General features: G+C 63.4%; 24 protein-coding genes. 12 read left to right on the plus strand and 12 right to left on the minus strand.

The annotated features are described in order from the left end of the window. Positions 1–56: 56 nt before the first annotated feature. The gene (locus DFO46_RS15950; RefSeq protein WP_120278287.1) at positions 57–2,078 is read right to left on the minus strand and encodes a HAMP domain-containing methyl-accepting chemotaxis protein; all 2,022 of its coding nucleotides are present in this window, start codon (positions 2,076–2,078) and stop codon (positions 57–59) included. A gap of 327 nt (positions 2,079–2,405) precedes the next feature. Between DFO46_RS15950 and rpmH the strand changes: the two genes are divergently transcribed. Genes rpmH through yihA form a run of 5 tightly spaced genes read left to right on the plus strand, consistent with a single transcriptional unit; the run spans position 2,406 to position 6,456 of the window. Further along, positions 2,406–2,543 (plus strand): 50S ribosomal protein L34, encoded by a 138-nt coding sequence (rpmH, locus tag DFO46_RS15955; protein WP_062611277.1) that lies wholly within the window; start codon positions 2,406–2,408, stop codon positions 2,541–2,543. 20 nt (positions 2,544–2,563) lie between these two features. Next, the gene (gene rnpA / locus DFO46_RS15960; protein ID WP_165826160.1) at positions 2,564–2,965 is read left to right on the plus strand and encodes a ribonuclease P protein component; all 402 of its coding nucleotides are present in this window, start codon (positions 2,564–2,566) and stop codon (positions 2,963–2,965) included. Continuing rightward, complete coding sequence (yidC, locus tag DFO46_RS15965) at positions 2,965–4,776, plus strand: membrane protein insertase YidC (protein ID WP_110790147.1); 1,812 nt, start codon at positions 2,965–2,967, stop codon at positions 4,774–4,776. Before rnpA ends, yidC begins: the two co-directional genes overlap by 1 nt. Positions 4,777–4,834: 58 nt before the next feature. Then, positions 4,835–5,773, plus strand: coding sequence for a DMT family transporter (locus DFO46_RS15970; protein WP_120277959.1), 939 nt, complete (start codon positions 4,835–4,837; stop codon positions 5,771–5,773). 23 nt (positions 5,774–5,796) lie between these two features. Then, positions 5,797–6,456, plus strand: a complete 660-nt coding sequence (gene yihA, locus DFO46_RS15975) for a ribosome biogenesis GTP-binding protein YihA/YsxC (RefSeq protein ID WP_120277960.1) — start codon at positions 5,797–5,799, stop codon at positions 6,454–6,456. A gap of 54 nt (positions 6,457–6,510) precedes the next feature. Here yihA and DFO46_RS15980 read toward each other — a convergent pair whose 3' ends face one another. The 3 genes from DFO46_RS15980 to DFO46_RS15990 form a co-directional block, all read right to left on the minus strand. Beyond that, on the minus strand, positions 6,511–7,068 hold the full coding sequence (locus DFO46_RS15980) for a fasciclin domain-containing protein (protein WP_120277961.1): 558 nt from the start codon (positions 7,066–7,068) through the stop codon (positions 6,511–6,513). A gap of 187 nt (positions 7,069–7,255) precedes the next feature. Continuing rightward, entirely contained in the window at positions 7,256–7,972 is a 717-nt protein-coding gene (locus tag DFO46_RS15985) for an anti-sigma factor (protein ID WP_120277962.1), read from the minus strand. Beyond that, entirely contained in the window at positions 7,944–8,504 is a 561-nt protein-coding gene (locus DFO46_RS15990; protein WP_110790152.1) for a sigma-70 family RNA polymerase sigma factor, read from the minus strand. Before DFO46_RS15990 ends, DFO46_RS15985 begins: the two co-directional genes overlap by 29 nt. Before the next feature lie 160 nt (positions 8,505–8,664). Between DFO46_RS15990 and argB the strand changes: the two genes are divergently transcribed. Beyond that, the gene (gene argB, locus DFO46_RS15995; RefSeq protein ID WP_120277963.1) at positions 8,665–9,552 is read left to right on the plus strand and encodes an acetylglutamate kinase; all 888 of its coding nucleotides are present in this window, start codon (positions 8,665–8,667) and stop codon (positions 9,550–9,552) included. 21 nt (positions 9,553–9,573) lie between these two features. On the opposite strand, the gene DFO46_RS16000 is transcribed toward argB, so the two are convergent. Further along, a complete protein-coding gene (locus DFO46_RS16000; RefSeq protein WP_120277964.1) occupies positions 9,574–11,058 on the minus strand; it encodes a DHA2 family efflux MFS transporter permease subunit in 1,485 nt (494 codons plus the stop codon). 1,747 nt (positions 11,059–12,805) lie between these two features. After that, positions 12,806–13,720 (minus strand): EamA family transporter, encoded by a 915-nt coding sequence (locus tag DFO46_RS16005; RefSeq protein ID WP_120277965.1) that lies wholly within the window; start codon positions 13,718–13,720, stop codon positions 12,806–12,808. Between the two features lie 326 nt (positions 13,721–14,046). Between DFO46_RS16005 and DFO46_RS16010 the strand changes: the two genes are divergently transcribed. Together DFO46_RS16010 and DFO46_RS16015 are read left to right on the plus strand one after the other, a co-directional pair. Then, a complete protein-coding gene (locus DFO46_RS16010; RefSeq protein WP_120277966.1) occupies positions 14,047–14,766 on the plus strand; it encodes a pyrimidine 5'-nucleotidase in 720 nt (239 codons plus the stop codon). A gap of 111 nt (positions 14,767–14,877) precedes the next feature. After that, complete coding sequence (locus DFO46_RS16015) at positions 14,878–15,588, plus strand: calcium-binding protein (protein WP_120277967.1); 711 nt, start codon at positions 14,878–14,880, stop codon at positions 15,586–15,588. A 51-nt stretch (positions 15,589–15,639) separates the two neighbouring features. Here DFO46_RS16015 and DFO46_RS16020 read toward each other — a convergent pair whose 3' ends face one another. Continuing rightward, positions 15,640–16,518: an LOG family protein gene (locus DFO46_RS16020; RefSeq protein ID WP_183041911.1), complete on the minus strand. Its 879-nt coding sequence runs from the start codon at positions 16,516–16,518 to the stop codon at positions 15,640–15,642. A gap of 140 nt (positions 16,519–16,658) precedes the next feature. Here DFO46_RS16020 and dapD point away from each other — a divergent pair, with 140 nt between their 5' ends. From dapD to DFO46_RS16035, 3 genes are all read left to right on the plus strand, one after another. Next, positions 16,659–17,516: a 2,3,4,5-tetrahydropyridine-2,6-dicarboxylate N-succinyltransferase gene (gene dapD / locus DFO46_RS16025; protein WP_120277969.1), complete on the plus strand. Its 858-nt coding sequence runs from the start codon at positions 16,659–16,661 to the stop codon at positions 17,514–17,516. A gap of 157 nt (positions 17,517–17,673) precedes the next feature. Further along, positions 17,674–18,867, plus strand: a complete 1,194-nt coding sequence (gene dapE, locus DFO46_RS16030) for a succinyl-diaminopimelate desuccinylase (RefSeq protein ID WP_120277970.1) — start codon at positions 17,674–17,676, stop codon at positions 18,865–18,867. After that, positions 18,854–19,450, plus strand: coding sequence for a hypothetical protein (locus tag DFO46_RS16035; RefSeq protein ID WP_110790161.1), 597 nt, complete (start codon positions 18,854–18,856; stop codon positions 19,448–19,450). The genes dapE and DFO46_RS16035 overlap by 14 nt, the downstream gene beginning before the upstream one ends. A gap of 119 nt (positions 19,451–19,569) precedes the next feature. Here the strand turns inward: DFO46_RS16035 and truA are convergent, their stop codons facing one another. From truA to DFO46_RS16060, 5 genes are all read right to left on the minus strand, one after another. Continuing rightward, on the minus strand, positions 19,570–20,340 hold the full coding sequence (gene truA / locus DFO46_RS16040; protein ID WP_110790164.1) for a tRNA pseudouridine(38-40) synthase TruA: 771 nt from the start codon (positions 20,338–20,340) through the stop codon (positions 19,570–19,572). Continuing rightward, a complete protein-coding gene (gene fmt / locus DFO46_RS16045; RefSeq protein ID WP_120277971.1) occupies positions 20,340–21,284 on the minus strand; it encodes a methionyl-tRNA formyltransferase in 945 nt (314 codons plus the stop codon). Before fmt ends, truA begins: the two co-directional genes overlap by 1 nt. 52 nt (positions 21,285–21,336) lie before the next feature. Continuing rightward, on the minus strand, positions 21,337–21,849 hold the full coding sequence (gene def / locus DFO46_RS16050; RefSeq protein ID WP_120277972.1) for a peptide deformylase: 513 nt from the start codon (positions 21,847–21,849) through the stop codon (positions 21,337–21,339). Between the two features lie 76 nt (positions 21,850–21,925). After that, positions 21,926–23,419, minus strand: coding sequence for a globin-coupled sensor protein (locus tag DFO46_RS16055; protein ID WP_110790167.1), 1,494 nt, complete (start codon positions 23,417–23,419; stop codon positions 21,926–21,928). Positions 23,420–23,534: 115 nt separating this feature from the next. After that, on the minus strand, positions 23,535–25,046 hold the full coding sequence (locus tag DFO46_RS16060; protein WP_120277973.1) for a globin-coupled sensor protein: 1,512 nt from the start codon (positions 25,044–25,046) through the stop codon (positions 23,535–23,537). A 274-nt stretch (positions 25,047–25,320) separates the two neighbouring features. Here DFO46_RS16060 and DFO46_RS16065 point away from each other — a divergent pair, with 274 nt between their 5' ends. Further along, on the plus strand, positions 25,321–26,544 hold the full coding sequence (locus DFO46_RS16065; protein WP_120277974.1) for a DNA recombination protein RmuC: 1,224 nt from the start codon (positions 25,321–25,323) through the stop codon (positions 26,542–26,544). Positions 26,545–26,653: the final 109 nt, after the last annotated feature.

The following is a 26,653-nucleotide window of genomic DNA, read 5'->3' on the forward strand; positions in this document are numbered from 1 at the left end:
AAACGGCCGCAGCATCGGATGCTGCGGCCGTCGACATCAGAACTGCCCCTTGGGGATCAGAACTCTTCCCAACTGTCGCCCTTGGGGGCCGCAGCCGCCGCACGCGCGCGACCGGAACCGCTGAAGGCGCGCGCCACGTTGCCGGCGAGCTGCCGCGCCGGCGAGGCGACCGGACGATGCTGCTGGGCCGCCACCGGGGCAGCGCGCATGCCGCGCACATCGCCGCCGAGTTTGAACTGCGCGACGATCTGGGCAAGGCCCGCCGCTTCGCCCGAGAGCTTGTGCGTGGAGGCCGAGGTCTCCTCGACCATGGCCGCATTCTGCTGGGTCACCTGGTCCATCTGGTTGATGGCGGTGTTGACCTCGGCCAGACCCGTCGACTGCTCCTTGGCCGCGGCTGCGATCGAATGGATGTGGTCGTTGATCTTCAGGACGCGGCTTTCGATTTCCGAGAGCGCTACGCCGGTGCGCTGCACCAGCTTCACGCCACCGGCGACTTCCTCGCCGGATTTGGTGATCAGGGTCTTGATGTCCTTGGCCGCATTGGCGGAGCGCTGCGCCAGTTCCCGGACCTCCTGGGCGACGACGGCAAACCCCTTGCCGGCCTCGCCCGCACGGGCGGCTTCCACGCCGGCATTCAGCGCCAGGAGATTGGTCTGGAAGGCAATCTCGTCGATCACGTTGATGATCTGCGAGATTTCCCGCGAGGCCTGCTCGATGCGGCCCATGGCGTTGACCGCCTCGCCAACGACGGAGGCCGACTGGGCCGCGCTGTGTTTGGCCTCGGTGACCATGTTGCTGGCTTCCTGGGCCCGCTCGCTCGACTGGCGAACGACCACGGTGATCTCGTCGAGGGCCGCCGACGTTTCTTCCAGGGCTGCGGCCTGCTGCTCGGTGCGTTTCGACAGGTCGTTGGCCGCCGAGGTCAGTTGCACCGTATTGTCGTTGATGGACTCGGTCCGGCCCCGGATGTCCGACATCGACTGCCGGAGACTCTGGAACGACTTGTTGACGTTGGCCTGGAGCTCGGCGAAGACGCCGCGGAAATTGCCATTCATCTCCTGCGACAGGTCGTTGGCGGCCAGGCTGCCGATGACGCGGTTGGTTTCCGAAACGCCCGTTTCCACGGATGCGAGAAGCTCGTTGATATTGGCGCCGAAGCGGTTGAGGTTGGCGTCTTCATAGTCCTTCTCGATGCGACGGGAGAAATCGCCGGCTGCCGCAGAGGCGACGACGGCCGCCATGCTGCTCTGCAGGTCGTCGCTCTTGGCGCGCATCGCGCTTTCCTGGGCATTGAGGCGCTGGACGGAAAGACCATTCTCCTTGAACACCTCGACGGCAGCGGCCATTTCGCCGATTTCGTCGGGACGGCCGCTATAGGGGATTTCGGTGCCGTAATTGCCGCCGGCAATGCCGTTCATCGCTGCGGTCACGCGGCGGATCGGACGGCTCAGATGGTTGACGCCGATATGCATGCCGAGGCCGGCGCCGACGGCGACCGCCAGCAGCGTGACGCTGGAGATCAGCAGCATCATGGTGCTGCGGAACGATGCCAGGCTGTTGGTCAAGGCCGTCAATTCGGCGAGGTCGGCATCGACGACAGCGTCGATATCGGCCTGGAATGCCTTGCGGTTGGCGCGGTTCGCATCCGTATTGCCCTGTGCATTGGCGTCCTTCGGACCGACGTCCACGCCGAGACGCGCCGTTTCCGCGCGGAAGGTGCGGAACTCCGCCGATTTCGCCGTCATGCCGTCGAAGGTCGCCTTCTGCGCCTCGGGCACCAGCGGCTTCCATTGGGCGAGCGTGGCATCCATCTTGTCCAGGCTCTTCATGATCCCTTCGGCGAAGGGTTTGGCCTTTTCGCTGTTGGGTGCCGCGTAAATGCCGCGGGCGTCCATGACGACAGCGGTCACCATGCGGTTCAGGCGCTCGCCGAGATAGGCACGCTGCGAGATCTGCAGCAAGGCTGCCGATTTGGCGCCGTATTGCACCGTCACGAACAGGCCCATGGCACCGATGACGATCGCCGCCACTCCCAAGATGCCGACCAATGAATAAACCTTGCCGCTGACCTTCACGACCCGCACTCCACTCCACGCGACACGCCTTGGCGCATCTCTCCCAATTTGCGGGAACCTTAGGAGGGAGTGTTTAAAGCTCCGTTCCACACCAGATTTGGGGTGGCGCGGCCGGCCGAAGGGTCATTCACGAGCACGATTGCGCCGCAGTCACGGCCCCGCTCAAATCCGGCTTCGCGCGATTGACTCTTCGCACCCCCGCCCGTATAAGCCGCGCACGTTCGGAAAAGGCGCCCCGGCGGCGCTTACCCGTGCGACAAAACCAAACGCTGATGCAATCTCTTGATTGCACATCCAAGAAGGGCCGCACACCGCGGTATTAAATAAATGTCGAAGCGTACTTTCCAACCTTCCAAGCTTGTTCGCAAGCGTCGCCACGGTTTCCGTGCACGCATGGCAACCAAGGGCGGCCGTCAGGTCCTCAACGCTCGCCGCTCGCGCGGTCGTGCGAAGCTTTCGGCCTAAGGCCTGAAGTGCCCGACGAGATTGACGGGCCCATGACGTCCACGGACACAAAGACTTCTGTCGGCCGGCTGAAAAGCCGGCCCCAGTTTCTCGCCGTCAGAAAAGGCGAAGCGCGCAAGGGTCGACTGTTCCTCCTCGAGGTCCTCGACCGCAAGGATGACGCGCAGGCCCGGGTGGGCTACACGGTCACCAAGAAACATGGCAATGCAGTGGAACGCAACCGCATGCGGCGCAGGCTGAAAGAAGCCGTGCGGCTGAATGCGGCGTTTGCAATGAAGCCGGGACACGACTATGTCATTGTCGGCCGGCGCGAGGTGCTCGGTGCACCCTTCAGTCAGCTGTCGCAACAGCTGATCCATCGTATTGAAAACCGCCAGACGAACAACACGCGGTCGCACAAGACCGGTCCCAGGAAAGAATGATGAAGAACAACCGCAATTATTTCGTCGCGATTGCCTTATCGGTGCTGATCGTACTTGCCTGGCAGTTCTTCTACATGAACCCGCGCATCGAAGCCCAGCGCAAGGCTCAGGAAGCCCAGATCGCGCAGCAGGAGGCCGCCAAGGCCGCGGATCCCGCCGCCGCAACGACGACGCCGGCTGCTGGAACCGCCGTGAACGGCGCGCTGCCCGCCGGTGCTGCCACCGCAGGCTCGGCCGAAAGCCGTGAAGCTGCCGTCGCCAAGACCGCCCGCGTCGCGATCGACACGCAGGACCTTCAGGGCTCCATCAACCTCACCGGCGCGCGCTTCGACGACCTGAAGCTCAAGCAGTACCGGGAGACGGTGGACAAGACGAGCCCGATCGTCACGCTGTTCAATCCGGCCGAGACCAAGGATGCCTATTTCACCGAACTCGGCTTCATCGCCGGCGAAAACGCCGGTCAGGTGCCCGGCCCGAACACGGTCTGGACCGCGCCCGCAGGCGCGACGCTGACCGAAGCGACCCCGGTCACGCTCACCTATACCAATGATGCCGGCCTCACCTTCACCCGCAAGATCTCCGTCGACGAACATTACATGTTCACTGTCGAGGACACGATCGCCAATGGTGGCACGACGTCCGCCAGCATCGCGCCTTACGGCCGCATCACCCGCTACAACAAGCCGGCAACGCCTTCGATCTTCGTTCTGCATGAAGGTTTCCTCGGTGTGCTCGGCACGGAAGGCAGCCTGGTTCAGGACAAGTATTCCGCCATCGAGAAGGAAGCCGTCGTCAATCCGAAGGCAACCGGCGGCTGGCTCGGCATCACCGACAAATACTGGGCCTCGTCGATCATTCCGGCCCAGACGCTGCCGTTCGAATCGCGCTTCTCGCACTTCACCGACGGCCAGCCGCGCTTCCAGGCCGACTTCAAGGCCGACGCCGTCAGCATTCCGGCCGGCCAGAACACCTCGCTGAAGACGCTGGTCTTCGCCGGTGCCAAGCAGGTTCCGGTCATCGATGCCTATGAAGCCAACCTGAACATCCCGAAGTTCGATCTGATGATCGACTGGGGCTGGTTCTATTTCTTCACCAAGCCGATGTTCAAAATGATGGACTATTTCTATCATCTCGTGGGCAATTTCGGCGTCGCGATCCTGCTCACCACCATCGTCGTCAAGCTCCTGTTCTTCCCGCTGGCCAGCAAGCAGTATGCCTCCATGGCCAACATGAAGCGCGTGCAGCCGAAGCTCGAAGAGCTGAAAGCCAAGTATGCCGACGACCGCATGGGCCTGCAGCAGGCGATGATGGCGCTCTACAAGGAAGAGAAGATCAACCCGGTCGCCGGCTGCTGGCCGGTGCTCCTGCAGATCCCGGTCTTCTTTGCGCTCTACAAGGTCATCTACGTCACCATCGAAATGCGCCACGCGCCGTTCTTCGGCTGGATCCAGGACCTGTCGGCGCCCGATCCGACGAGCTTCGTCAACCTGTTCGGCCTGCTTCCCTTCGAAGCCCCGACCTTCCTGCATCTCGGCGTCTGGCCGATCATCATGGGTGTCACCATGTGGGTCCAGATGCGCATGAACCCGACGCCTCCGGATCCGACCCAGGCGATGCTGTTCAACTGGATGCCTGTGATCTTCACCTTCATGCTCGGCACCTTCCCGGCCGGTCTCGTCATCTACTGGGCCTGGAACAACACGCTCTCGGTTCTGCAGCAGTCGATCATCATGAAGCGCCACGGCGTCGACATCGAACTGTTCAAGAACATCGGCAAGGTCTTCCGGCGAAAACCCGCCGAAACCAAATGATCCTTGAAAGCCCCGGTCCTGCCGGGGCTTTCTCGTTGCCGCAGAGTTCAGAGACGTCATGACGCAGTCTGCCTCCCTTCCCCCCGCCCGTTCGCTCGCCGGTATCGCCCTGGTGCTGGGATCCGCGATTGCCTGGAGTTATGGCGGCGCGATCCAGCGCTTCATCGGCGTGGCCGACGGCTGGACGATCGTCTTCTGGCGCTGCCTCTTCGCCGGCCTCTTCCTTGCCGTCTTCATGCTGCTGCGCGACGGGCCAAAGGGCACCATTCGTCTGTTTCGCGCGCTCGGCTGGCCCGGCCTCTCCATCGCCGTCGGCTTCGCCCTGGTCTCGACCTTCTTCGTGCTGGCGGTATCCATGACGCCCGTCGCAAACGTCGTGCTGTTCATGGCGTCGATCCCACTCTTTGCGGCCCTTCTCGCCCGCATCGTTCTCGGCGAGCCGATTACACCGGTCACCTGGGGCGCCATCTTCGCCGTCATCCTCGGCGTCGGCATCATGGTCTCGGCCTCGATCGGCGAAGGCGGCTCTATCCTCGGGCTGACGCTGGCCGCCAGCATCCCGGCGATCTTCGCCTGCATGACGGTCATCACGCGTCGCTATCCCGGCATCCGCATGACGCCGGCTGCCTGTGGCGGCTCCTTCATCGCGTCCGCGATCGCCGCCACCCAGGCCAGCGCCCTTGTCGTCGGCGGCCAGGATCTCGCTCTGCTCTTCTGCTTCGGCGCCCTCAATCTCGGTCTCGGCATGGCGCTCTACGTCACCGGCGCGCGCATGATCCCGTCCGCACTCGCCGCCCTGCTCGGCACGGCCGAAATGATCCTCGCGCCCGTCTGGATGGTCCTCCTGCACAACGAGATCCCCTCGGGCCGGACGATCCTGGGCGGTGCAATCGTGATGGCCGCGCTCTTCACCTATCTCGTCAGCCACACGCGCCCCCCCGAGAGACCGCGCAAACAGCGCGCCGGCTTGACTTTGCCGCGCAAAACCCTGAATTGACCGGTTCACGAGAGGCCTCAGCGATGCGCGACCCCAATCAGAGAAGTGACTATCCCCTGTTCGTCCGCCCGTGGATCTTCATCCGCGGCGTGCCGTCGATGGAGTTCCTGCCGCCGGAAGGTCCGCTCGAAGTCGCCTTTGCCGGTCGCTCGAATGTCGGCAAGTCGTCGCTGATCAATGCGCTGGTCGGCCAGGCCGGGCTTGCCCGCACGTCGAACACGCCGGGCCGCACGCAGGAACTCAACTATTTCGTGCCCGACGGCTTTTCCGGCCAGGAAGGCGACCTGCCGCCGATGGCGCTCGTCGACATGCCCGGCTATGGCTATGCCAAGGCGCCGAAGGAACAGGTCGATGCCTGGACCAAGCTGGTCTTCGATTACTTGAGGGGTCGCGCGACGCTGAAGCGCGTCTATGTGCTGATCGACAGCCGCCACGGCATCAAGAAGAACGATGACGAAGTGTTGACGCTGCTCGACAAGGCCGCCGTCTCCTACCAGATCGTGCTCACCAAGACCGACAAGATCAAGGAAGCCGGTGTGCCCAGGCTGATCGCCGAGACGCTGGAGAAGATCAAGAAACACCCGGCCGCCTTCCCGGAAGTGCTCGCGACCTCGTCTGAAAAAGCAGACGGCCTCGAGCAATTGCGGGGTGCAATCACCGAGGCCGTCAAACAGGGCCTTTGACGCTCAGGCACCTGTTTTGGAACAGGGGGCTGAACAGCCCCCCATCCCCCGATCTTACATCTTCGGCAGGATCACCGCGTCGACGACGTGGATGACGCCGTTCGACTGCTTGACGTCGGCGATGGTGACGGTCGAGACGCCGCCGTTCTCGTCGGTCAGCGTCACCTTGCCGTCAGCAGCCTTTGCCTTCAGCACGCAACCGCCGACGGTCTTGACGTCGTGCTCGCCGCCGTCATCGGCGATCATCTTAACCAGGGCTTCGGCCATCACGGCCTTGCCGACCACGTGGCAGGTCAGAACCTTGGTGAGCTGGTCCTTGTTCTCAGGCTTCAGCAGATTGTCGACGGTGCCGGCCGGCAGCTTGGCGAAGGCTTCATTGGTCGGAGCAAACACAGTGAACGGGCCGGCGCCCTGGAGGGTCTCGACCAGGCCGGCAGCCTTGACGGCGGCGACGAGCGTCGTGTGATCCTTCGAGTTCATGGCATTTTCGACGATGTTCTTGCTGTCGAGCATTTCAGCGCCACCGACCATCGGATTGGCGGCAAAGGCGGTTGCGGTGCCGGCAAGAAGGGCGGCGGTGAGTGCGAGCGGGCGAAGGGCGATCTTGAACATTACGGTTTCCTCTGTCCTTGGTGTTCTTGAACGCGTCCTGACGGTTCGGGCCATCGGACGCCTGAGTGGGATCCCTCTATCGGGGACATCACAAAGGACGGACCGCTTCGAACAGAAGTTTCAAAAACGGCAAGAAATTTCTCGCCGCTCTTTCATCTATTTGATTTCATTGAAAACTTTCAGCCGATCAGGGATGAACAGGGCCAACCGCCAGCACCGGACCGGTCGCCTTGCCCGTCGGGGAACCACCGAACGGCTCGAGACTGACGGCGAGCACCACGCCTTCCGCCAGACGGCCCCGCAGCGCGTCCGGCACGGCGATCGCGCCCTGCCCCGTCTGCGGCAGCACGCCGAGCGAGACGGGCGGCTGTTCGCCTTCGACCAGCCACAGCTCCAGCGATTTCTGCTCGGCCCCACCGGCTGCCACCGGCGTCACCGCCAGCTGACCCGAACGGGCGTCATAGCTTGCGATCAGCGCAATATCGCTCTTCTCGCCCGACAGCTCCGCCGTGAGCCGGGTTGCCACCGGCTGCGACCGCAAGGCCGGCGCCCATTGGAGGCCGGCGACAAGCGCCAGGCCGCCGAGCGAGGCAAAACTCAGCCCGCGCCAGAGCCAGAGCGCATTCCACAGCCCGCGCGGCGCGGCATTGTCCATCATCGCCGGAAACAGCCGCTGCTCGATCTTGCCGAACAGCTGATCCGGAACCGGAACCTCGGCGTAATCCTCGTTGAAGTGGAGAAGATTGGCCTCCCAGCGGCGCACGACCTCGGCAAACTGGCGGTCATGGCGCAGACGCGCCTCGACCTCGGCGCGTTCAGGCACGCCGAGAACGCCGAGGACATATTCCCCGGCGAGGACCTCGTCCCGCGATCTGTCACCCTTGCTCTGGTCGGGCGTGCTCATCCATGCATTCTCTCAGTTTCAAAAGGCTGCGTCGCAGCCATGTGCGCATCGTGTTCAGCGGAACGGCATAGGTTTCAGCCAGCTCCTGGTAGGACAGTCCTTCGACATAAGCCTGCCTGACAGCGCGCGCCCGGTCAGGATCCAATGCCTCCATGCATGTGTCAATGCGTGCGCCTTCAGAGCGCAGCATCGCCGTCTGTTCGGGGTCTGGCCCAAGATCGGCCAGATCTTCCGCTGCGTCCAGATCCTCGCCTTGCGGACGCCGTGCCCGCAAGCGGTCGATGCAGCGGTAGCGCGTGATGGCACACAGCCATCCATAGGCATTGAGGCCATCGCCCGTATAGCTGCCGGCCTTGTCCCAGATCCGGACGAAAACGTCCTGCAATGCCTCTTCGGCATCGCCCCTGTCCTTCAACATACGAAGGCAGATGGCAAAAAGTTTCGGCGAAAGCTTCTGATAGATGCGCGAAAACGCCGCACGGTCGCGAAGGGCCACCCGGGCCAGCAGCTCGCCGATCTCGTCGCGTTCCATGATGCCCCCGTGCTCCAACCGCTGCTAATGTAGGGCAGCCGTTTCTTTCTGCAATGCGAGGGGATGAAGATGCATGTCATCTGCCGCTTATATTGCGAGGCGATTATTCCATCGCGGCGCCACTTGCGCTAAAAGGCCGCGATCCAATGCGAGGTTTTCCATGTCAGCTCCCGAAAGCGAAATCCAGGCCCGCCTTCTCGTCCAGGCGCTGCCCTTCATGCAGCGCTATGAGAACAAGACCATCGTGGTCAAATATGGCGGCCATGCCATGGGCAATCCCGAGCTCGGCAAGGCCTTTGCCGCCGATATCGCGCTTTTGAAGCAGTCCGGCGTCAACCCGATCGTCGTGCATGGCGGCGGCCCGCAGATCGGCGCGATGCTCGCCAAGATGGGTATCGAATCACGCTTCGAAAACGGGTTGCGCGTCACCGACCAGAAGACGGTCGAGATCGTCGAGATGGTCTTGGCCGGTTCGATCAACAAGGAAATCGTCGCCCTGATCAACCAGACCGGCGAATGGGCGATCGGTCTCTGCGGCAAGGACGGCAACATGGTCTTTGCCGAAAAGGCGCAGAAGAAGGTCCGCGATCCCGACAGCCATATCGAGCGCGTGCTCGATCTCGGCTTCGTCGGCGAAGTGGTCGAGGTCGATCGGACACTGCTCGACCTGCTCGCCCGCTCGGAAATGATCCCGGTCATCGCGCCTGTCGCCCCCGGCCGTGACGGCGCCACCTACAACATCAATGCCGATACCTTCGCCGGCGCCATTGCCGGCGCGCTCAATGCCTCGCGCCTGCTCTTCCTCACCGACGTGCCCGGCGTGCTCGACAAGAACGGCAATCTGATCAAGGAACTGTCGGTCGCGGAAGCGCATGCGCTGATCACGGACGGCACGATATCAGGCGGCATGATCCCGAAGGTCGAGACCTGCATCGAAGCGATCCAGGCCGGCGTCCAGGGCGTGGTCATCCTCAACGGCAAGACCGCCCATTCGGTCCTGCTCGAACTCTTCACCGAAACCGGTGCCGGCACGCTGCTCGTGCCCTGAGACACAAGATCCCCTCGCCGGTCACTCGACCGGCAGGGGCCTTTCCTGCACCGCCGGTCCGGCCTGCGCCCGCATCAGCAGCACGGCGACCAGCACCAGCGTATAGCCGGCAAAATTGTAGAACAGTCCCGTCGCCAGCGCATGGATATAGGCCGCATGATTGGCCATGCCGGCAGCGACATTCGTTGAAAGATCGGCAAAGAAGATCTGGCTGACGATGGCAATCCCCAGCGCGCTCCCCACCTGCTGGATCGCCTGCAGCGCGCCGGAGCCCGAACCCGCATCATGCGGCGGCACGCCTGCGAGCACCAGCTGGAACATCGGCGCAATCGCGATCCCCATGCCGAGCCCGCTGAGCAGCAGCCAGGGCAGCAGCGCCACCCGATCCGCCACATCGCCGAAGCCCAGGACCTGATAGCGCAGCGCCGCCATGCCGACGATGACCATCAACACGCCTGTGATCACGCGCAGGCGCGGCGTGATGTTGCCGAGCCGCCCCGAGATCAGCGAGGCGACGAAGATGCCGGACGAGAACGGCACCGTGGTGAGGCCCGATTGCAGCGGCGTGAAGCCAAATCCCTGCTGCAGGAACATCGCAAATGTCAGGAAGAAACCCGGCAGCGTCGAGAAGAAGGTCGCCGTCATCAGCGTGCCGATGACATAGTTCCGGTTGGTCATCAGATTGAGCGGCAGCAGTTCCGGCCCCTTTGTCCGATGCTGGCGGCGTTCCCAGAGCGCAAAGGCGATGGCGAACGGCACGGACAGCGCCAGCATGGCGAAACACCAGGCCGGCCAGCCGAAGCCGCGCCCCTCGATCAGCGGGAAGATGACGCAGAAGATCGCGAAGGCCGCGAGAACGATGCCGACCAGATCGTTCTTCAACCCAGGGCGTACGGGCAGCGCAGGGATGAGGCGCCAACCGAGCAGGATGGTGACCAGGCCGACCGGAATGTTGATGAGAAAGATCGGCCGCCAGCCGAGGCCGAAGAGATCCAGGCTGATCAGCCAGCCGCCGAGCAGCGGCCCGGACACCGAGGCGAGACCGGCACTGAGGCCAAACAGCGAAAAGGCAGCGGCCCGCTCCTTCGGCGGAAACATCATCTGGGCAATCGCCAGCACCTGCGGCGTCATGATCGCCGCACCCGCGCCCTGCAGCAGACGCGCTGCAATCAGGCTGTCGATGCCGGGCGCCAGGCCGCACAGCAACGAGGCGAAGGTGAAGGCCCCCACGCCGGCCAGAAACACGCGCTTCTTGCCGCGCACATCCCCCAGCCGGCCAAAGGGCAGAAGCCCCAATGCAAAGACCAGCACATATCCCGCCACGACCCATTCGATCTCACTCGACGTCGCCCCCAGGCCCGACTGCAGGCTCGGCAGCGCCACATTGACGATGGTGACATCCAGCAGGTTCATGAAATTCGCCAGCATCATCACGGCAAGCGCCGTCCAGCGCTTCGGATAGGCCTGCGCGGATCCGGCAGCGCCGGGCTTGTCTGATGGGCTCATAAACGTCTCCGGCGGTTCTGCGCATTGCGTATCCTGGATGTACCGCGCGGCGGCAAAAGCGCAAATGTTTTTGCGGGCCTCTCCGCAGGTGCCCCTCATCCGCCCCCTGAGCCTGTCGAAGGGCGGCACCTTCTCCCCGCCTGCGGGGAGAAGGCCACGACGGCCACCGCTTGCGCCTCCCTCTCCCCGCCTGCGGGGAGAGGGTAGGGTGAGGGGCAAAGGGCCAGGTACTCGACGCCAGCGGCGCACCACCTGCCCCATGCGGGGGAGGACGGAAAATCGAAGGCTTAGGCGCGCGCAAGCCGCCTAACTTTCAGATTTTCCAGGAGAGGGGCACAGTTCCGTTGGCTCTCCCCTCACCGAGCCCCCTCTCGCGAAATCTCAAGCTTTGGCCCTGATCGGGCCAATTCATCTCTCAGCCTTCGCGCGGCGTCGCGCTCAGGCCTCCGTTCGCTGAAATCGATTCACTGGATCGATTTCTGGCCTTCTGCCGCCGCTCCGAAGTCTCCCCCACCAAGGGGGGAGATGGAGCCCGAGATTGGCTTGTGTCTGGATCCTCGGGTCAAGCCCGAGGATGACGACCTCTCGGGGAGATAGGGGTATCCTCCGCAGACGTTATCCGCAGACGTATCCGGTGAAGACAGCAGCGGAGGATACCAGTCGCTCGCCCACACTCCGTCATCCTCGGGCTTGACCCGAGGATCCAGACACAAGCCTTCCGAGGCCAGACGGTCACGCCAGACAGCGCCATTTCCCAAAAAAAAGGGGGATGAATTCCGAACATTTCCCAACAAAATCAAACCCCGACACATTTTTTCATCCCCCACCCTTTTTCCTCCCGTAGAATCATCGCCGTCCCGCCCTCGGATACACCTGACGATGCGATGTCAGGCGAGGCGGGGCCGGCGCCGGGGGCGAGTGCTGTCGCAGGCACAAATCCCCGGCCCGCTGCAACGGTCTCCCTCCGGACGAAGGGCTTGACGAGGGTGATGGGGTCGGATGCCCCAAAGCCTGGATACCCTGATCGGAAGGACGTGCCTCAGAGGCACACAGACAAGGCGCCCGCGCTGTCGCGAACATCCAGACAGCGGGGCGGAGAAAACGGCGGGGATGGTGGCCGAGGTCGGAAATGACCAAGGCTCCATCCCCCGGGCGAGGGTCCCGGTCGGAATGGTGCACCATCCGGCGGGAACCTCCCGGGCCACCGGCCAGGCTGACGCGTCACTCTCGTGGTGATGCCACAGCCGGACCCGCGCCCGGTCATTCCTCGGTCCTCGGGTCATCCTCGGGTTAAACCCGAGGACGAGGATGACGAGGACCGTCGCCGCCTTGCCAGAGAGACGCATGCAGCGGGAATAGACGCCGAACGGGGCGCCGGAAGGAGCCACATACATTACTTAGACAGGTTGCTTCTGGCGCCTCGTCCGAGACAAGCATGCCCACACCCGGAGGGAGAGATCCCGACCGGCGGCGAAGCTTGGGTTTTTTGACATTGATACATCACCCCTCATCCTGAGGTGCCCGACACCGTCGGGCCTCGAAGGGCGAGGCCACCCCGCTTCCCTCATCCTGAGGTGCCGGGCTTGCCCGGCCTCGAAGCACGAGGCCACCAGTGCGGGATGCTTCGAGGCCCGCGCTTGACGCGGGCACCTCAGCATGAGGGAGCCGAGACACAAGCGCGGAGCCCATCTCCCCCGCAAAGGGGGGAGATGGGCCTCAACCGACCCTACCGCCGCCCCCATCCCACTCACACCAACACCAGCAACAACACCCCAAGCACGATCAACCCACATCCCGCCACCTCCAGCCGGTTGATCCGCTCCTTGAAGAACAGGACCGACGAGGCAAAGGTGAAGAGCATCTCGACCTGGGCCAGCGCCTTCACCACCGCCACCTGCTGCAGGGTCATGGCGATAAACCAGCCGAAGGAGGCCGTCGCGCCGACGAAGCCGACGAGCGCGCTGATCGTCCAGGCGGCGCGGATGCGGGAAAGTTCCGCCCGATCCCGCCACAGCATCCAGGCGAGCATCGAGATGGTCTGCACAACGATGACCACACAGAGCGTATAACCCGCCTGCATCACCGCATCGGGCGCCGGAAGGGTCGGCGCCAGCGACAGGGACGCCGCCCGATAGGCGGTGCCGGAGAGGCCGAAGAAGAAGCCGGAGGCGAGGCCGATGAGCGCCGTGCGGCTCAAGACCGAGGTCACCAGAGCGGAGGGCGTCAGCGTGGTGCGGGCCACTGAAATCAGCATGACGCCGGCAATCGAGACGAGGATCGCGGCAAAGGTGCCGGCGGTGATCGTTTCGCCGAAGAAGATCAGCGCGATCAGCGCTGCCTGGGCAGGCTCGGTGCGGGAATAGGCGGTGCCGACGGCGAAGTTGCGGAAGGAGAAGAGATGCACCAGCAGAAAGGTCGCGGCGATCTGGGCGAGCGCGCCGATGACCGCCCAGCCGGCAAAGACCAGGCCCGGCACCGGCACCGGCCGGCCGAAGCCCTGATGCAGGATGGCGAGATAGAGGAAGGCGAAGGGCAGGCCGAAGCCGAAGCGCACAAAGGTGGCGCCTGTCGTGCCCATGCGGCTTTTGAGATGTTTCTGCAGGGCGGAGCGCATGTTCTGCAGGAAGGCGCTGCCGATGGTGATGATGGCCCAGAATTCCATGGGGGATCGATCCGGAAAGATGTGCGGGCGGCATGGACGCCGCGACGACGACGAAAGCTTTGGGTGGAGATGGCCCCGACGAGGCCCGGATCAGGCCGGGCGGTGGCGGATCGTGCCGGAGGCGATGGGATGGAAACGGCATGGCAGACGCTTGCGATCCTGGAGGATCACACTGGCCCTGCCGGTCCGGATCGACATCTTCTTTTGCATGCGTTCGCAATAGCACTTCCCGAAGCGCCAACCAATCCTATTTCCTCGATAGCCGTTCAAGCCACGCCGTCATGGCGCCCCGTTGCATCCTCTGAGGCTTCTGCCATAAGGACCCGATGACCAAACCTGCCAAGCTCCCCTCGCCCGATGATTTTGCCCATGTGCGTGACTGGGTCTTCGACCTCGACAACACGCTCTATCCGCATCACATCAACCTCTTCGCGCAGATCGACACGAACATGACCGCCTTCGTGGCGGAGCTGCTGCAGGTCGACGCGGTCGAGGCCAAGGTGCTGCAGAAGCGTTATTACCACGAGCATGGAACGACGCTCGCCGGCCTGATGCTGCATCACAAGGTCGATCCCAATGCCTTTCTCGAAAAGGCGCATGCGATCGACTATTCGATGCTCCTGCCCGACGAGGCGCTGGGCAATGCCATCAAGCGGCTGCCGGGGCGGAAATTCATTTTCACCAATGGCACGGTGGCGCATGCGCAGGATGCGGCGCGCGCACTCGGCATCCTTGACCATTTCGACGACATCTTCGACATCGTGGCGGCCGACTACGTGCCGAAGCCGGCAGGCGCCACCTATGACAAGTTCGCCAGCCTCAACCGCATCGACACGAAACATGCGGCGATGTTCGAGGATCTGCCGCGCAATCTCGAAGTGCCGAAGGCGCTCGGCATGAAGACCGTGCTGCTGGTGCCGCGCAATCTCGAGACGGCGCTGCTCGAAACCTGGGAGCGGGTCGAACATCTCGACGGCGACAATGTCGACTACATGACCGACGATCTCGCCGGCTTTCTCGGCCAGGTGCTGGGAGATGCCGCCTGAATTTAGCGGAAGCTTACGAAAGTTTCATGCGCCTTACGGATCGTTAAGTAGGCCAGCGGGGCGGCAGGCCGTAGAGTTCTTCCATAGACCCAGTCTTTGAAAGGACCACAGATGAACGGCAGAACCATCACCTTGGCCACCCTTGCGGCGTCTCTCCTGGTCGGCACTGCGGCCGGCAGCGCCTTTGCCCAGGATCGCGGCGAGCGGCGCGGTCCGCCGCGCGGCGGCCCCGAAGTCATGTTCGTCCGCATGCTGCAGCAGTTCGACACGAACAAGGACGGCAAGATCGAGAAGGCCGAAGCAACGGCCGGCAGCGAGGCGCTGTTCACGCAGATCGATGCGGACAATGACGGCTCGATCACGCCCGGCGAAATGCGCCAGCATCGCCAGGCGATGCGCGCGGAAATGCTGAAGGCCCGCGCCGAAATGAAGGCCGGCACCGCTGCGAAACCGGGTGACGCAGCCGCTGTTCCCCCTGCCCCGCCGGCGCCGGGCGAAGCGCCCAAGGACATGGCCGATGCCGGTCCCGATGCGATGGCTCCCGACAATATGGCCGGTGGCCCGCGCCATGAGGGCAAACACCACGACGGCAAGCGCCACGGCTGGCACAATGAGCGAGCCGAGCGCGGCGAAGGTCGCCGCGAACACGGCATGGGCGGCCCTGCCCGCATGATGCGGGTGGCCGACAAGGACGAAAACGGCCAGATCAGCAAGGCCGAGGCCATCGCCTTGGGCGACCGGATGTTCGAGCGCATGGACCGCAACAAGGACGGCGTGATCAGCATCGACGACATGCCGAAGCGGCCGGTGATGCTCCGCTAAGCCGGAGCCGACTGGCGAACGACCAGACCGAACACGCGATGGAGCGGCCCTTTACGGGGCCGCTTCTGCGTTCAGGTCGTAGAAGTCGGCGATGATCTGCCAGGCTTCCTCCGCCGTTTCGGCGAAGTGCAGCAATTGCAGATCTTCCGGTGCGATGGTGCCGAAATTGGCGAGCGCTTCGAAGTTGATGATGTCGTGCCAGAAGGCCTTGGAAAAGAGGATGAGCGGGATCGGCGCCATGCGCTTGGTCTGGATCAGCGTCACGGCTTCAAAAAACTCGTCCAGCGTGCCGAAACCGCCGGGGAAGATGGTGATCGCCTTGGCGCGCATCAAAAAATGCATCTTGCGGATGGCGAAATAGTGGAAGTTGAAGCTGAGCTCGGGCGTGACGTAAGGGTTCGGCGCCTGCTCGTGCGGCAAAACGATATTGAGGCCAATCGAGGGGGCGCCGACATCGGCGGCCCCGCGATTGCCCGCTTCCATGACACCTGGGCCACCGCCGGTCACGACGACATATTCGTGATAGTCGCTGCTCTTCGACTGGGTCGAGCAGAGCTGCGCGAAGCGGCGGGCCTGATCGTAATAGATCGAGGCATTCTCGAGATTCTTCTTCTGGATGTCGTTCTTCGCCGCCCAGGCGGCCTCACCCGGCGCCGGGATGCGGGCACCGCCGAACATCACCACCGTCGACTTGATGTTGCGCTCGGTCAGAATCATCTCGGTTTTCAGCAATTCCAGCTGCAGGCGTACCGGGCGCAGCTCCTCGCGGCAGAGGAATTCATCGTCGACATAGGCGAGCGTGTAGGACGAAGACGCGGATTGCGGCGTGCGCGGAATGACCTGCGCGGTCTGGCGATCGGTGGATGAATCCTTCAACGGATCCCAGGAGCCGTCCTTGCGCCGATGTTTGCCGTTTTTCAGTCTCGCCATGCTTGTTCCTTTCCGACGCGCAAGGCCGCCAGACGCTGTTTTCATGCAGCGACTTATGCGCTAGAGCTTTGCGCGAATTTTCGATCAGACCCTGATCGCTTCCATCCCCAAGGTTAGACAACGAAGTTTAAGGAATTCAGATGAGCGCCTCCGATCTCACTCAGCTCGAACACGTCATCGAAGCGGCCTTCGAAAACCGCGACACGGTCTCGACCGCCACCAAGGGCGAGATCCGCGATGCCGTCGAGGCCGCGCTCGACCTGCTCGACAGCGGCAAGGCGCGTGTTGCGACCCGTGGCGAAGACGGGGCCTGGACCGTGCATCAGTGGCTGAAGAAGGCCGTGCTTCTCTCCTTCCGCCTGAACGACATGGAAGTGGTCAAGGGCGGCCCCGGCGCCTCGACCTGGTGGGACAAGGTGCCGTCGAAGTTCGAAGGCTGGGGTGAGAACCAGTTCCGCGCGGCCGGCTTCCGCGCCGTGCCGAATGCTGTCGTGCGCCGCTCGGCCTATATCGCGCCGAATGCCATCCTGATGCCCTCCTTCGTTAACCTCGGCGCCTACGTCGGCGAAGGTACCATGGTCGATACCTGGGCGACCGTCGGTTCCTGCGCACAGATCGGCAAACACGTGCATCTCTCCGGCGGCGTCGGCATTGGCGGCGTGCTGGAGCCGATGCAGGCGGGACCGACGATCATCGAGGACAACTGCTTCATCGGCGCCCGTTCGGAAGTCGTCGAAGGCTGCATCATCCGCGAAGGCTCGGTGCTCGGCATGGGCGTGTTCATCGGCAAATCGACCAAGATCGTCGACCGCGCAACGGGCGAAGTGACCTATGGCGAAGTGCCGCCCTATTCCGTCGTCGTCGCCGGCTCGATGGGCAGTGGCAACGTCATGCCGAATGGAGTGCCCGCTCCGAACCTCTACTGCGCCGTCATCGTCAAGCGCGTCGACGCGAAGACCCGCTCGAAGACCGGCATCAACGAGCTGCTGCGCGACTGATTGCATGCGAGGGCGCCGGTTCCGGCCGGCGCCCTTCTCCACCGGTCCGGCTGTGCGACACTTCTGTCGCTGCACACGAGATGACACCGCCGTAGCCTTCGGCTAAGTCTCGGCAAGGACCCGTTTTCTCACCGATGCACAGCCCAGATAGACCGCCATGAACGCCACCAGCCCTGTCGATGTTCTCCAAGCCCTGATCCGCTGCCCCTCGGTCACGCCGGCCGAAGGCGGTGCGCTTTCGGTGCTGGAGGACCTGTTGAAGCCGCTCGGCTTTGCCGTCGACCGGATGGTCGAGCGCGATGTGGATACGCCCGACATCGAAAACCTTTATGCCAGGGCTGGCTCGGATGGGCCTCACCTGATGTTTGCCGGACACAGCGACGTGGTGCCTGTCGGCGACGAGGCGGACTGGTCGGCCGGGCCGTTTTCCGGCGAGGTTCGCGACGGCATGCTGTTTGGCCGTGGCGCCGTCGACATGAAGGGCGGGATTGCCTGCTTCATCGCGGCTTATGCGCGGCTGGTGGATGCCGGCAAGGTGCCGCAGGGTTCCGTTTCGCTGCTGATCACCGGCGATGAAGAGGGACCGGCGGTCAATGGCACGGTGAAGCTTCTGCAATGGGCGGCCGCACGCGGCGAGCGCTGGGATGCCTGCCTCGTGGGTGAGCCGACCAATCCCGACACGCTGGGTGACATGATCAAGATCGGCCGACGCGGCTCGGTTTCCGGCACGGTCACCGTGCGTGGCGTGCAGGGCCATGCGGCCTATCCGCATCTCGCCGACAGCCCCGTGCGCGGCGCGCTTTCGCTGGCGAAAAGCCTGATGTTCCCGGCCTTCGATGAGGGCACGGAGAATTTCCAGCCGTCGAACCTCGAAGTGACCTCGATCGACGTCGGCAATGCCGCGACGAACGTCATTCCGGCGACCGCCCGCTTCAAGTTCAACATCCGCTTCAACGACCATTGGGATGCCGAGAGCGTGCAGGCCGAGATCCTGCGCCGGCTCGATGCGGCAGCGGTCGATCCAGAGCTTCGGCCGGGTCGCGCGGCGATTGCCTATGAAATCGTGTGGTCGGAACGGCCGAGCCATGTTTTCCTGACGCGCAGCAACAGCCTGATTTCGTCGCTATCGGGTGCCATCGAAACGGTCACAGGCCGGACGCCGAAGCTTTCGACCACGGGCGGCACGTCGGATGCGCGCTTCATCAAGGATTATTGCCCTGTCGTGGAATTCGGCCTGGTGGGGCAGACCATGCATATGGTCGACGAGCGGGTTGCGGTTGCCGACCTGGAAACCCTGACGGTGATCTACCAGACCTTCATCGAGCAGTGGTTCGCCCATGCCCACGCTTAAGGAGATCGAGATTTACCTGAAGGGCCTGTGGCTGCTGGTGAAGCAGGACCCGGCAGGCTTTGCCCATCTCGATTTCAGCGACCGGGGAGCCGCGCGCTCGTTCTGGTCGATCGCCTGGGCGTTGCCGGCGATTCTGCTCTCCTTTGCCTGGTGGCGTGTGCTGTTTCTCGAGGGCCAGCCGACAGGCACGGCAACCGGGCTCTTGTTCTTCTTCCGGCTGACCCTGGTGGAAGCGGCGAACTGGCTGGTGCCGGTCATTCTGCTGGGCGTGTTGTGCTGGATGGTGGGGCTCGGCGAAAAATTCGCCGCGCTTGTGGTGGTGACGAACTGGCTGGCATTGCCGGCCTCTTACGCCTATGGCCTGTTGGTGCTGATCATGATGCTGCTGCCCAGCCTCAGCGGACTGGTGGCGCTTCTCTGGTTCCTGCTGATGGTGACGCTGATTGCCATCCTGTTCCGGATCGTCCGAATGATCATCGGCGATCACCTGCTGACGGTGTCGACGATCATCATGGTGGTACTGGTGCCCTCAATGATCCTCGCCGAAGTGCTGGAACGCTATCTCGGCGTTTATCCGGGCTGAGGCCCGTGTTCTACACGCAATTCCGGACGCAAAACCGCTTCACTCTTTTGCTGGACTTGCTCATATTTTGTTTGCGCAAGTCCGGACGCAAAACCGCCGTGCACTTTTGCTGGAATTGCTCAGATATCCGGCTGCGGCTCGTCGCCGGGATAATCCACCCGCATGAAATAGAGCCCTTCCGGGGGTGCCACCGGACCGCAGGCGGCACGGTCGCGGGCGTCGAGCGCTGCGCGCACATCCGAAGGCGTCATCTTGCCCTCGCCGGCCAGTTTCAGCGTTCCTGCAAAGGATCGGATCTGATTGTGCAGAAAACTCTGGGCGCTGGCGCGGATCTCGATCAGATCACCATGCCTGGAGACATCGAGCCGGTCGAGCGTGCGCACCGGGCTTGCCGCCTGGCAATGGGCGGAGCGGAAGGTGGTGAAATCGTGGTGGCCGACGAGCTGCTGGGCGGCCTCATGCATGGCCTCGTGATCGAGCGGCTTCGGCACCCACCAGGCGCGGTTCGCCTCCAGCGCGAGGCGCGCGGGGCGGGTGATGATGCGGTAGAGGTAATGGCGACGCAGTGCCGAGAAGCGCGCGTCGAAATCATCGGGCGCGGCCGCGACATCAACGATCGAGACCTGTTCGCCGGCCTGGGCCAGGTGGGCGTTGAGCGCGTTGCGCAGCTTGTAGGGCACCCAGGCGCGGGAGAGATCGGCATGGATGACCTGGCCCTTGGCATGCACGCCGGAATCGGTGCGGCCGGCGCCTCTGATGACGACGGTTTCGCCCGACAGCGCCAGAATGGCATTCTCGATGGCCGACTGCACGGCATGGCCATTGTCCTGGCGCTGCCAGCCGACATAGGCGGTGCCGTCATATTCGACGATCATGCGGAAGCGCGGCATCAGGCGATCACCGTGCCCTTGGCAAGCGGCGTGCCGCGCAGGAAATCCTGCGCATCGAGCGGCTTGCCGCCGGCCTTTTGCAGGCGCACGAGGCTGACGGCGCCGGTGCCGCAGGCAACGGTCAGGTGATCGTCAAGTAGTGTGCCCGGAGCGCCGCGTTGGCCGTCTGCTTCGGCCAGATGGGATGCGAGCAGCTTGACGCGCTCGGGCTTGCCGCCGACCTCGATTTCAGTCCAGGCGCCGGGAAAGGGGGCGAGACCCCGGATATGGTCGTGAACCTCGCGGGCGGGACGGGCGAAGTCGACGCGGGTTTCGGCCTTGTCGATCTTGGCGGCGTAGAGCACGCCCTCTTCCGGCTGCGCGACGGTTTCGAGCGCTCCTTTTTCCAGGAGCGCCATGGCGTCGACCATGGCCTCGGCGCCGACGACGCTTAGCGCATCATGCAGTTCGCCGCCGGTCATGTCGGGGGCAATCGCGACCTTGCGGGTGAGTGCCACGGGGCCGGTGTCGAGGCCCTTGTCCATTTTCATCACCATCATGCCGGTCTCGGCATCGCCGGCCATGATCGCCCGCTGAATGGGGGCGGCACCCCGCCAGCGCGGCAGGAGCGAGGCGTGGCCGTTGTAGCAGCCAAGCCGCGTGCCATCGAGGATGGCCTGCGGCAGCAGCAGGCCATAGGCGACGACGACGGCGACATCGGCTTGCAAGGCGGCGAAGGCTTCGCGGTCTGCGGGCTCGCGAAAATTGAGCGGGTGGCGGACCTCGATGCCGAGGGTTTCGGCAGCCTGATGGACCGGGGATTTCTGCAAGTCCAGGCCACGGCGGCCACCCGGACGGGGCGGCTGGGAATAGGCGGCGACAATCTGATGGCCGGCGGCGTGAAGCGCCTTGAGGGTGGCGACGGAGAAGGCCGGCGTCCCCATAAAAATGATGCGCAATGCCATAATCGGTCTCGCCTTCAAGAGCGGAGGGTCGCGCAAAGCTGCGCGGCCTCGATCAAATCTTCTGACGGGCTGCCTTGGTGAAGCGCTTGATGACCATCTCGCGCTTCAGACGGGAGATATGGTCGATGAACAGCACGCCGTCGAGATGGTCGATCTCGTGCTGCAGGCAGGTGGCGAGCAGGCCGTCGGCTTCGGTGGTCACTTCCTTGCCAGTGCGATCGAGCGAGGTGACGGTGATCGTCGCCGGGCGTTCGACTTCTGCGTAATAATCCGGGATCGACAGGCAGCCTTCCTCATAGACCGAGCACTCATCGGAGGAGCGGATGATCTTGGGATTGATGAAGACGAGCGGCTTGGGATCTTCGCCTTCCTTGGCGAGATCGATGACGAGCAGGCGGCGCGGCACGCCGACCTGGATCGCGGCGAGCCCGATGCCGGGGGCCTCGTACATGGTCTCGAGCATGTCATCGACAAGCTGGTTCAGCTCGGAATCCACGCGCTCCACAGGTTCGGAGACCTGGCGCAGCAGCGGATCGGGCAGGATTATGAGTGGCTTGATGGTCATGAGCCTCCCTTAGCGCAAGTTCGAAAGGGAGGAAATCGAAAAAAGCATCGAATTCCTCCCGTATCCGATGTTGCGATCAGGCGGCAGTGCGGCGCTGGCCGTGGCCGGTGTTCTCGGTGCGGGTGCGGATATGGCTCATCAGTTCGACGAGGCCGGCGACTTCGGCGCGCAGGCGGCGGGTTTCTTCCGAGGTCTGCTCGACCATGCCGCTGTTTTCATGGGTCAGGAGATCCATGTTGCGGGTCGCCTGGTTGACTTCGTTGAGGCCGGTCGCCTGGTCCTTGGCGGCGGTCGCGATATCCGAGACGAAGCTGTCGATGGCATCGATACGGGCGATGATGTCGCCCAGGACCTCACCGGTGCCGGTGACGAGTTCGACGCCCTGCTTGACCTGGCCTGAGCTCTGGGAAATCAGCTGCTTGATTTCCTTGGCGGCATCGGCCGAGCGCTGGGCGAGCTGGCGAACCTCTTGTGCCACGACGGCAAATCCCTTGCCGGCATCGCCAGCACGGGCCGCTTCGACACCGGCGTTCAGGGCGAGAAGGTTCGTCTGGAAGGCAATTTCGTCGATGACGCCGATGATCTTGGAGATCTCGGTGGACGATTTCTCGATCGCATCCATGGCGTTGACGGCACGCGACACGACCGTGCCGGAGGTCTGGGCCTGTTGCTGCGTCTCGCGCACGGCCGCAGACGCGCGTTCGGCATTGGCCGCGGTCTGGCTGACGCTGACGGAGAGCTGCTGGAGCGCGGTCGAGCTCTGCTGGACACCGGCGGCCTGGCGGGTGGTGCGGCTCGCAAGTTCGCTCGACGCATGGGCAATGGCATCGGTGCCGCCGAGGATTTCTTCCGAAGCGCGGCGGATGGCAGCGAAGGACACGTTCAGCTTGTCGACCGTGTCGTTGTAATAGCCGGCCATCTCCTTGAAGTTTTGCGGCAGGTCGGTGGTCATGTGGCTTTCGAAATCGCTGCGGGCGAGCGATTCCAGACCACGGCGCAGGTGCTCCATGGCAATCGCCTGGTCGGCCTCGAAGCGGGCCCGTTCTTCTTCCAGCGCCTTGCGCTTGGTTTCCAGCTCATCGAGATAGACCGAGATGGCATAATCCATGTCGAGCATGGCGGCCTTGACCACCGCCCTCATCTTATTCGCCAGGGTTTCTGCATGGCGCTTGCCGAAGGGGAAGGGCCAATGCTTGACCAGAATGCCGGAGAGCAGTTCACCGACCAGCATGGAATAGCCGCCGATATACCAGCGCGGCTCAAGCCCGATGCGGGCATGGGCCTTGCCGACGGCGGTGACGCCGCGCACGTAATCCTCGTCGAAGCTGCCCTTGGCGACCTTGTCCCAATGGCCGATCTGCGCGTTCTTGGCACCGCTCATATGGGCGCCGTCGCGGAAGAAACCTGCCGTCTTGGCGGTCTTGGCGACCTTGGCGTAGAACTTGTCCAGCGCCGGTCCCATGACATCACCGATCGTCGGACGGAGCTCTCCCAGGGTGTCGCGCGTCTTCTGGTCGATTTCCAGGAAGTCGAGGCGTTCGGACAGATCGGTGTTCGATTTCTGATGCATGGTTCCAACGCGGGGTTATGTGATTGACAGTCGTCAAGCAGACCTGTCACGGTTTTCTAAACAGAAGCTAAACACCACCGAACCTTAACCCTTCATTTCAAGTCGGGGGCCATTTCTATCCCGCCATGCGCCGGACGGGTGTCGAGCGCTGCCGGGGCTGGGCGTGACCATCATGGATGCGGAAACCCTGAAGGGCTGCCAGCAGACGTTCGGCTTCTTCGCCGAGCGTTGCGGTCTGGGCGGAGGTTTCCTCGACCATGGCGGCGTTGCGCTGGGTGATCTGGTCCATGGAGGCGATCGAGGTGTTGACCTCGCGCAGGCCGCCGGACTGGTCGGCGGCGGCGGCCGCGATGGTGCCGACGATCTCGTTGATTTCGCCGATGCGGACGATGATCTGTTTCAGGGCGTCGCCGGCATTGTTGACGAGGCCGACGCCGGAATTGACCTGGGTGGAGCTTTGGGAGATCAGGCTCTTGATCTCGCGCGCCGCATTGGCGCAGCGCTGGGCAAGTTCTCGGACTTCCTGGGCGACGACCGCGAAACCACGTCCGGCTTCGCCTGCACGGGCGGCCTCGACGCCGGCATTGAGCGCGAGCAGGTTGGTCTGGAAGGCAATTTCATCGATGACGCCGATGATCTTGGAGATGGCATCGGAGGATTTCTCGATGGCGCCCATGGCATCGACAGCGCGGGAGACGACCGCTTCGGACACACGCGCCTCGTCGAGCGCCACGCCGACGACCTGGGCGGCTTTCTGGGCGCCATCGGCGGTGAGCGTGACGTTCTGGGTGAGTTCGTGCAGGGCGGCCGTGCTTTCCTCGAGGCCGGCTGCCTGCTGTTCGGTGCGCTGGGCGAGATCGTCGGTCGCCTCCGCGATGGCCGACGTCGACTTGAAGATCTCGTCGGCGGAGCTGCGGACCGTGCCGATGGTGGAGCGGAGGGCATTCACCGAGGCGTTGTAGTCCCGTGCCATTTCGACGAAATTGGCCGGCAGATCATCCGGCAGACGCGCTTCGAGATCGCCGGCGGCGAGTTTTGTCAGGACCCCGCGCAATGCGGCCAGCGCCGTCGCCTGTTCGGCCTCGGCGCGCAGGCGGGTGTCCTCGGCCTTCTGGCGCTCGGCGGCGAGGATGTCGAGATAGACGGTGATGGAATAATCCATGTCGAGCATGGCGGCTTTCATCACCACCGAAATCTCGTCGGCCAGTTGCGGCGCCTTCTGGCGGCCAAAGCGGCTTGGCCAGCGGTCGCGGGCCACGGCATGGATCAACTGTTCGAGGACCAGCGCGTAGCCACCGATATACCAGCGTGGCTCGAGGCCGATGCGGGCATGGGCCTTGCCGACCTTGGTGACGCCATCGACATAGCTTTCGGTGTAGTCGCCCGTGCCGACGATGCCCCAATGTTCTTCCTGACGGCCCTTGGCACCGCGAATATGATCCTCGCCACGGAAGAACGCCGCAGTTTCGGGGACCTTGCGGATCTTGTCGTAGAAGATGTCGAGCGCAGCGCCGATATTGGCCCGGATCAGGGGACCCATGCGCCGAAGGGTCTCTCGCCCCTTGTCGTCCAAGCCGAGAAAGCGAAGGCGGTTTTTCAGATCGGCATTGTCACTCTGCGACACCATCGTAATTCTACTATCCATTGCAAGACTGCGGCAAAATCGCCGAACCGTTTCATAAGCAGACCCTGAAATGGTAAATCTATGGTTTCTAAAATGCGAAGCTTTCCCCCCTATTTATGAAGGGTATAGCGTTGGTGACCACTTATCGGCCCTGCCCTTGTCTTTTATCAGTTATGCCCGCACAAAAAGTCTCATGTCCGCCAGGCCAAAACAGCAGGGCCTGGAAACGTTCACTCTTTGATCTGTTTCGGCGGGGCGAATCGCGTATAGTCTTGTGATGAACATCCAAGACATTCCCGCCATCACCATCGGCTCCGTCACGCTCGGCCCCGGCATTCTGCTGGCGCTCGCCGCAGGAGTGGTTCTCCTCCCCATTCTTGCCCTGTTCCTGGGCTCGATGCGCGCCGCGCGCATCCGGGCTCAGATGATGGAGGATACGCTGCGACGCGACGAGGCGGCCGAGGCAAGGCTTGCCGAACTGCTGAAAGCGCAGGCCGAGATGCAGGGGCGGCTCGCGACCATGGCCGAGGTCTTCGGCAGCCGACAGGCGGAACTGAACCAGTCAATCAGCCAACGGCTTGATGGCATGACGCACCGGCTGGGAACGACGATCACCGAGCAGACGAAATCGACCCACGACAACCTGCGCACGCTGCAGGAGCGGCTGGCGGTGATCGATGCGGCGCAGAACAACATCCAGTCGCTGGCCAAGGATGTCGTCGGGTTGCAGGCGATCCTCTCCAACAAGCAGACGCGCGGGGCCTTTGGCCAGTCGCGGATGGAGACGATCGTTGCCGACGGGCTGCCGATGGGTGCCTATGAATTCCAGACGACGCTGTCGAACGGATCGCGGCCCGACTGCACGATCCGCATGCCGAACAATTCCCCGCCGCTGGTGGTCGATGCGAAGTTTCCGCTGGAGGCGTGGAATGCGATCCGTGACGGGGAGACGCCGGAGCACAAGAAGATCGCCAGCCAGCAGTTTCGCCGCGACATCGAGGTGCATATCAAGGATATCGCCGACAAATATCTTCTGCCGGGCGAGACGCAGGAAATGGCTTTCCTGTTCGTGCCGTCGGAATCGATCTTTGCGGAGATCCACGAGAATTTCGAAGGCGTGGTGCAGAAGGCGCATCGCCAGCGGGTGGTCATCGTTTCGCCATCCCTGCTGATGCTCTCGATCCAGGTCATCCAGGCCGTTCTGAAGGATCAGCGCATGCGCGAGCAGGCGCATCTGATCCAGGGCGAAGTGATCCGGCTGATGGAGGACCTCAGCCGCCTGGACGACCGGACACGCAAGCTGCAGAGCCATTTTCTGGCCGCGCAGAAGGATGTCGAACAGATCATCACCTCCTCGGACAAGCTGGCCAAGCGCGGCGCCAAGATCGAGGCGATGGAGTTCGAGGTGCCCGGCGGTGCCGCCGATGCCGGAGACGGCGCGTCCCGGGCCGTGGAAAGCCGCACGGGCCTGCTCAAGCTCAGGGTTGTTGACGAAGACTGACGGGCTGGTCCACAAGAGCGCCACACCCCAGACCATGTCCGGCGACCTCCGTGGCGCCTTCCATGGTCTGATGTCTTGTTTTCTCGCAATTGCGGACGCAAAACCGGTT

This window comes from Rhizobium sp. AG855 (assembly GCF_003610655.1).
Taxonomy (GTDB): Bacteria; Pseudomonadota; Alphaproteobacteria; order Rhizobiales; family Rhizobiaceae; genus Allorhizobium; species Allorhizobium wuzhouense.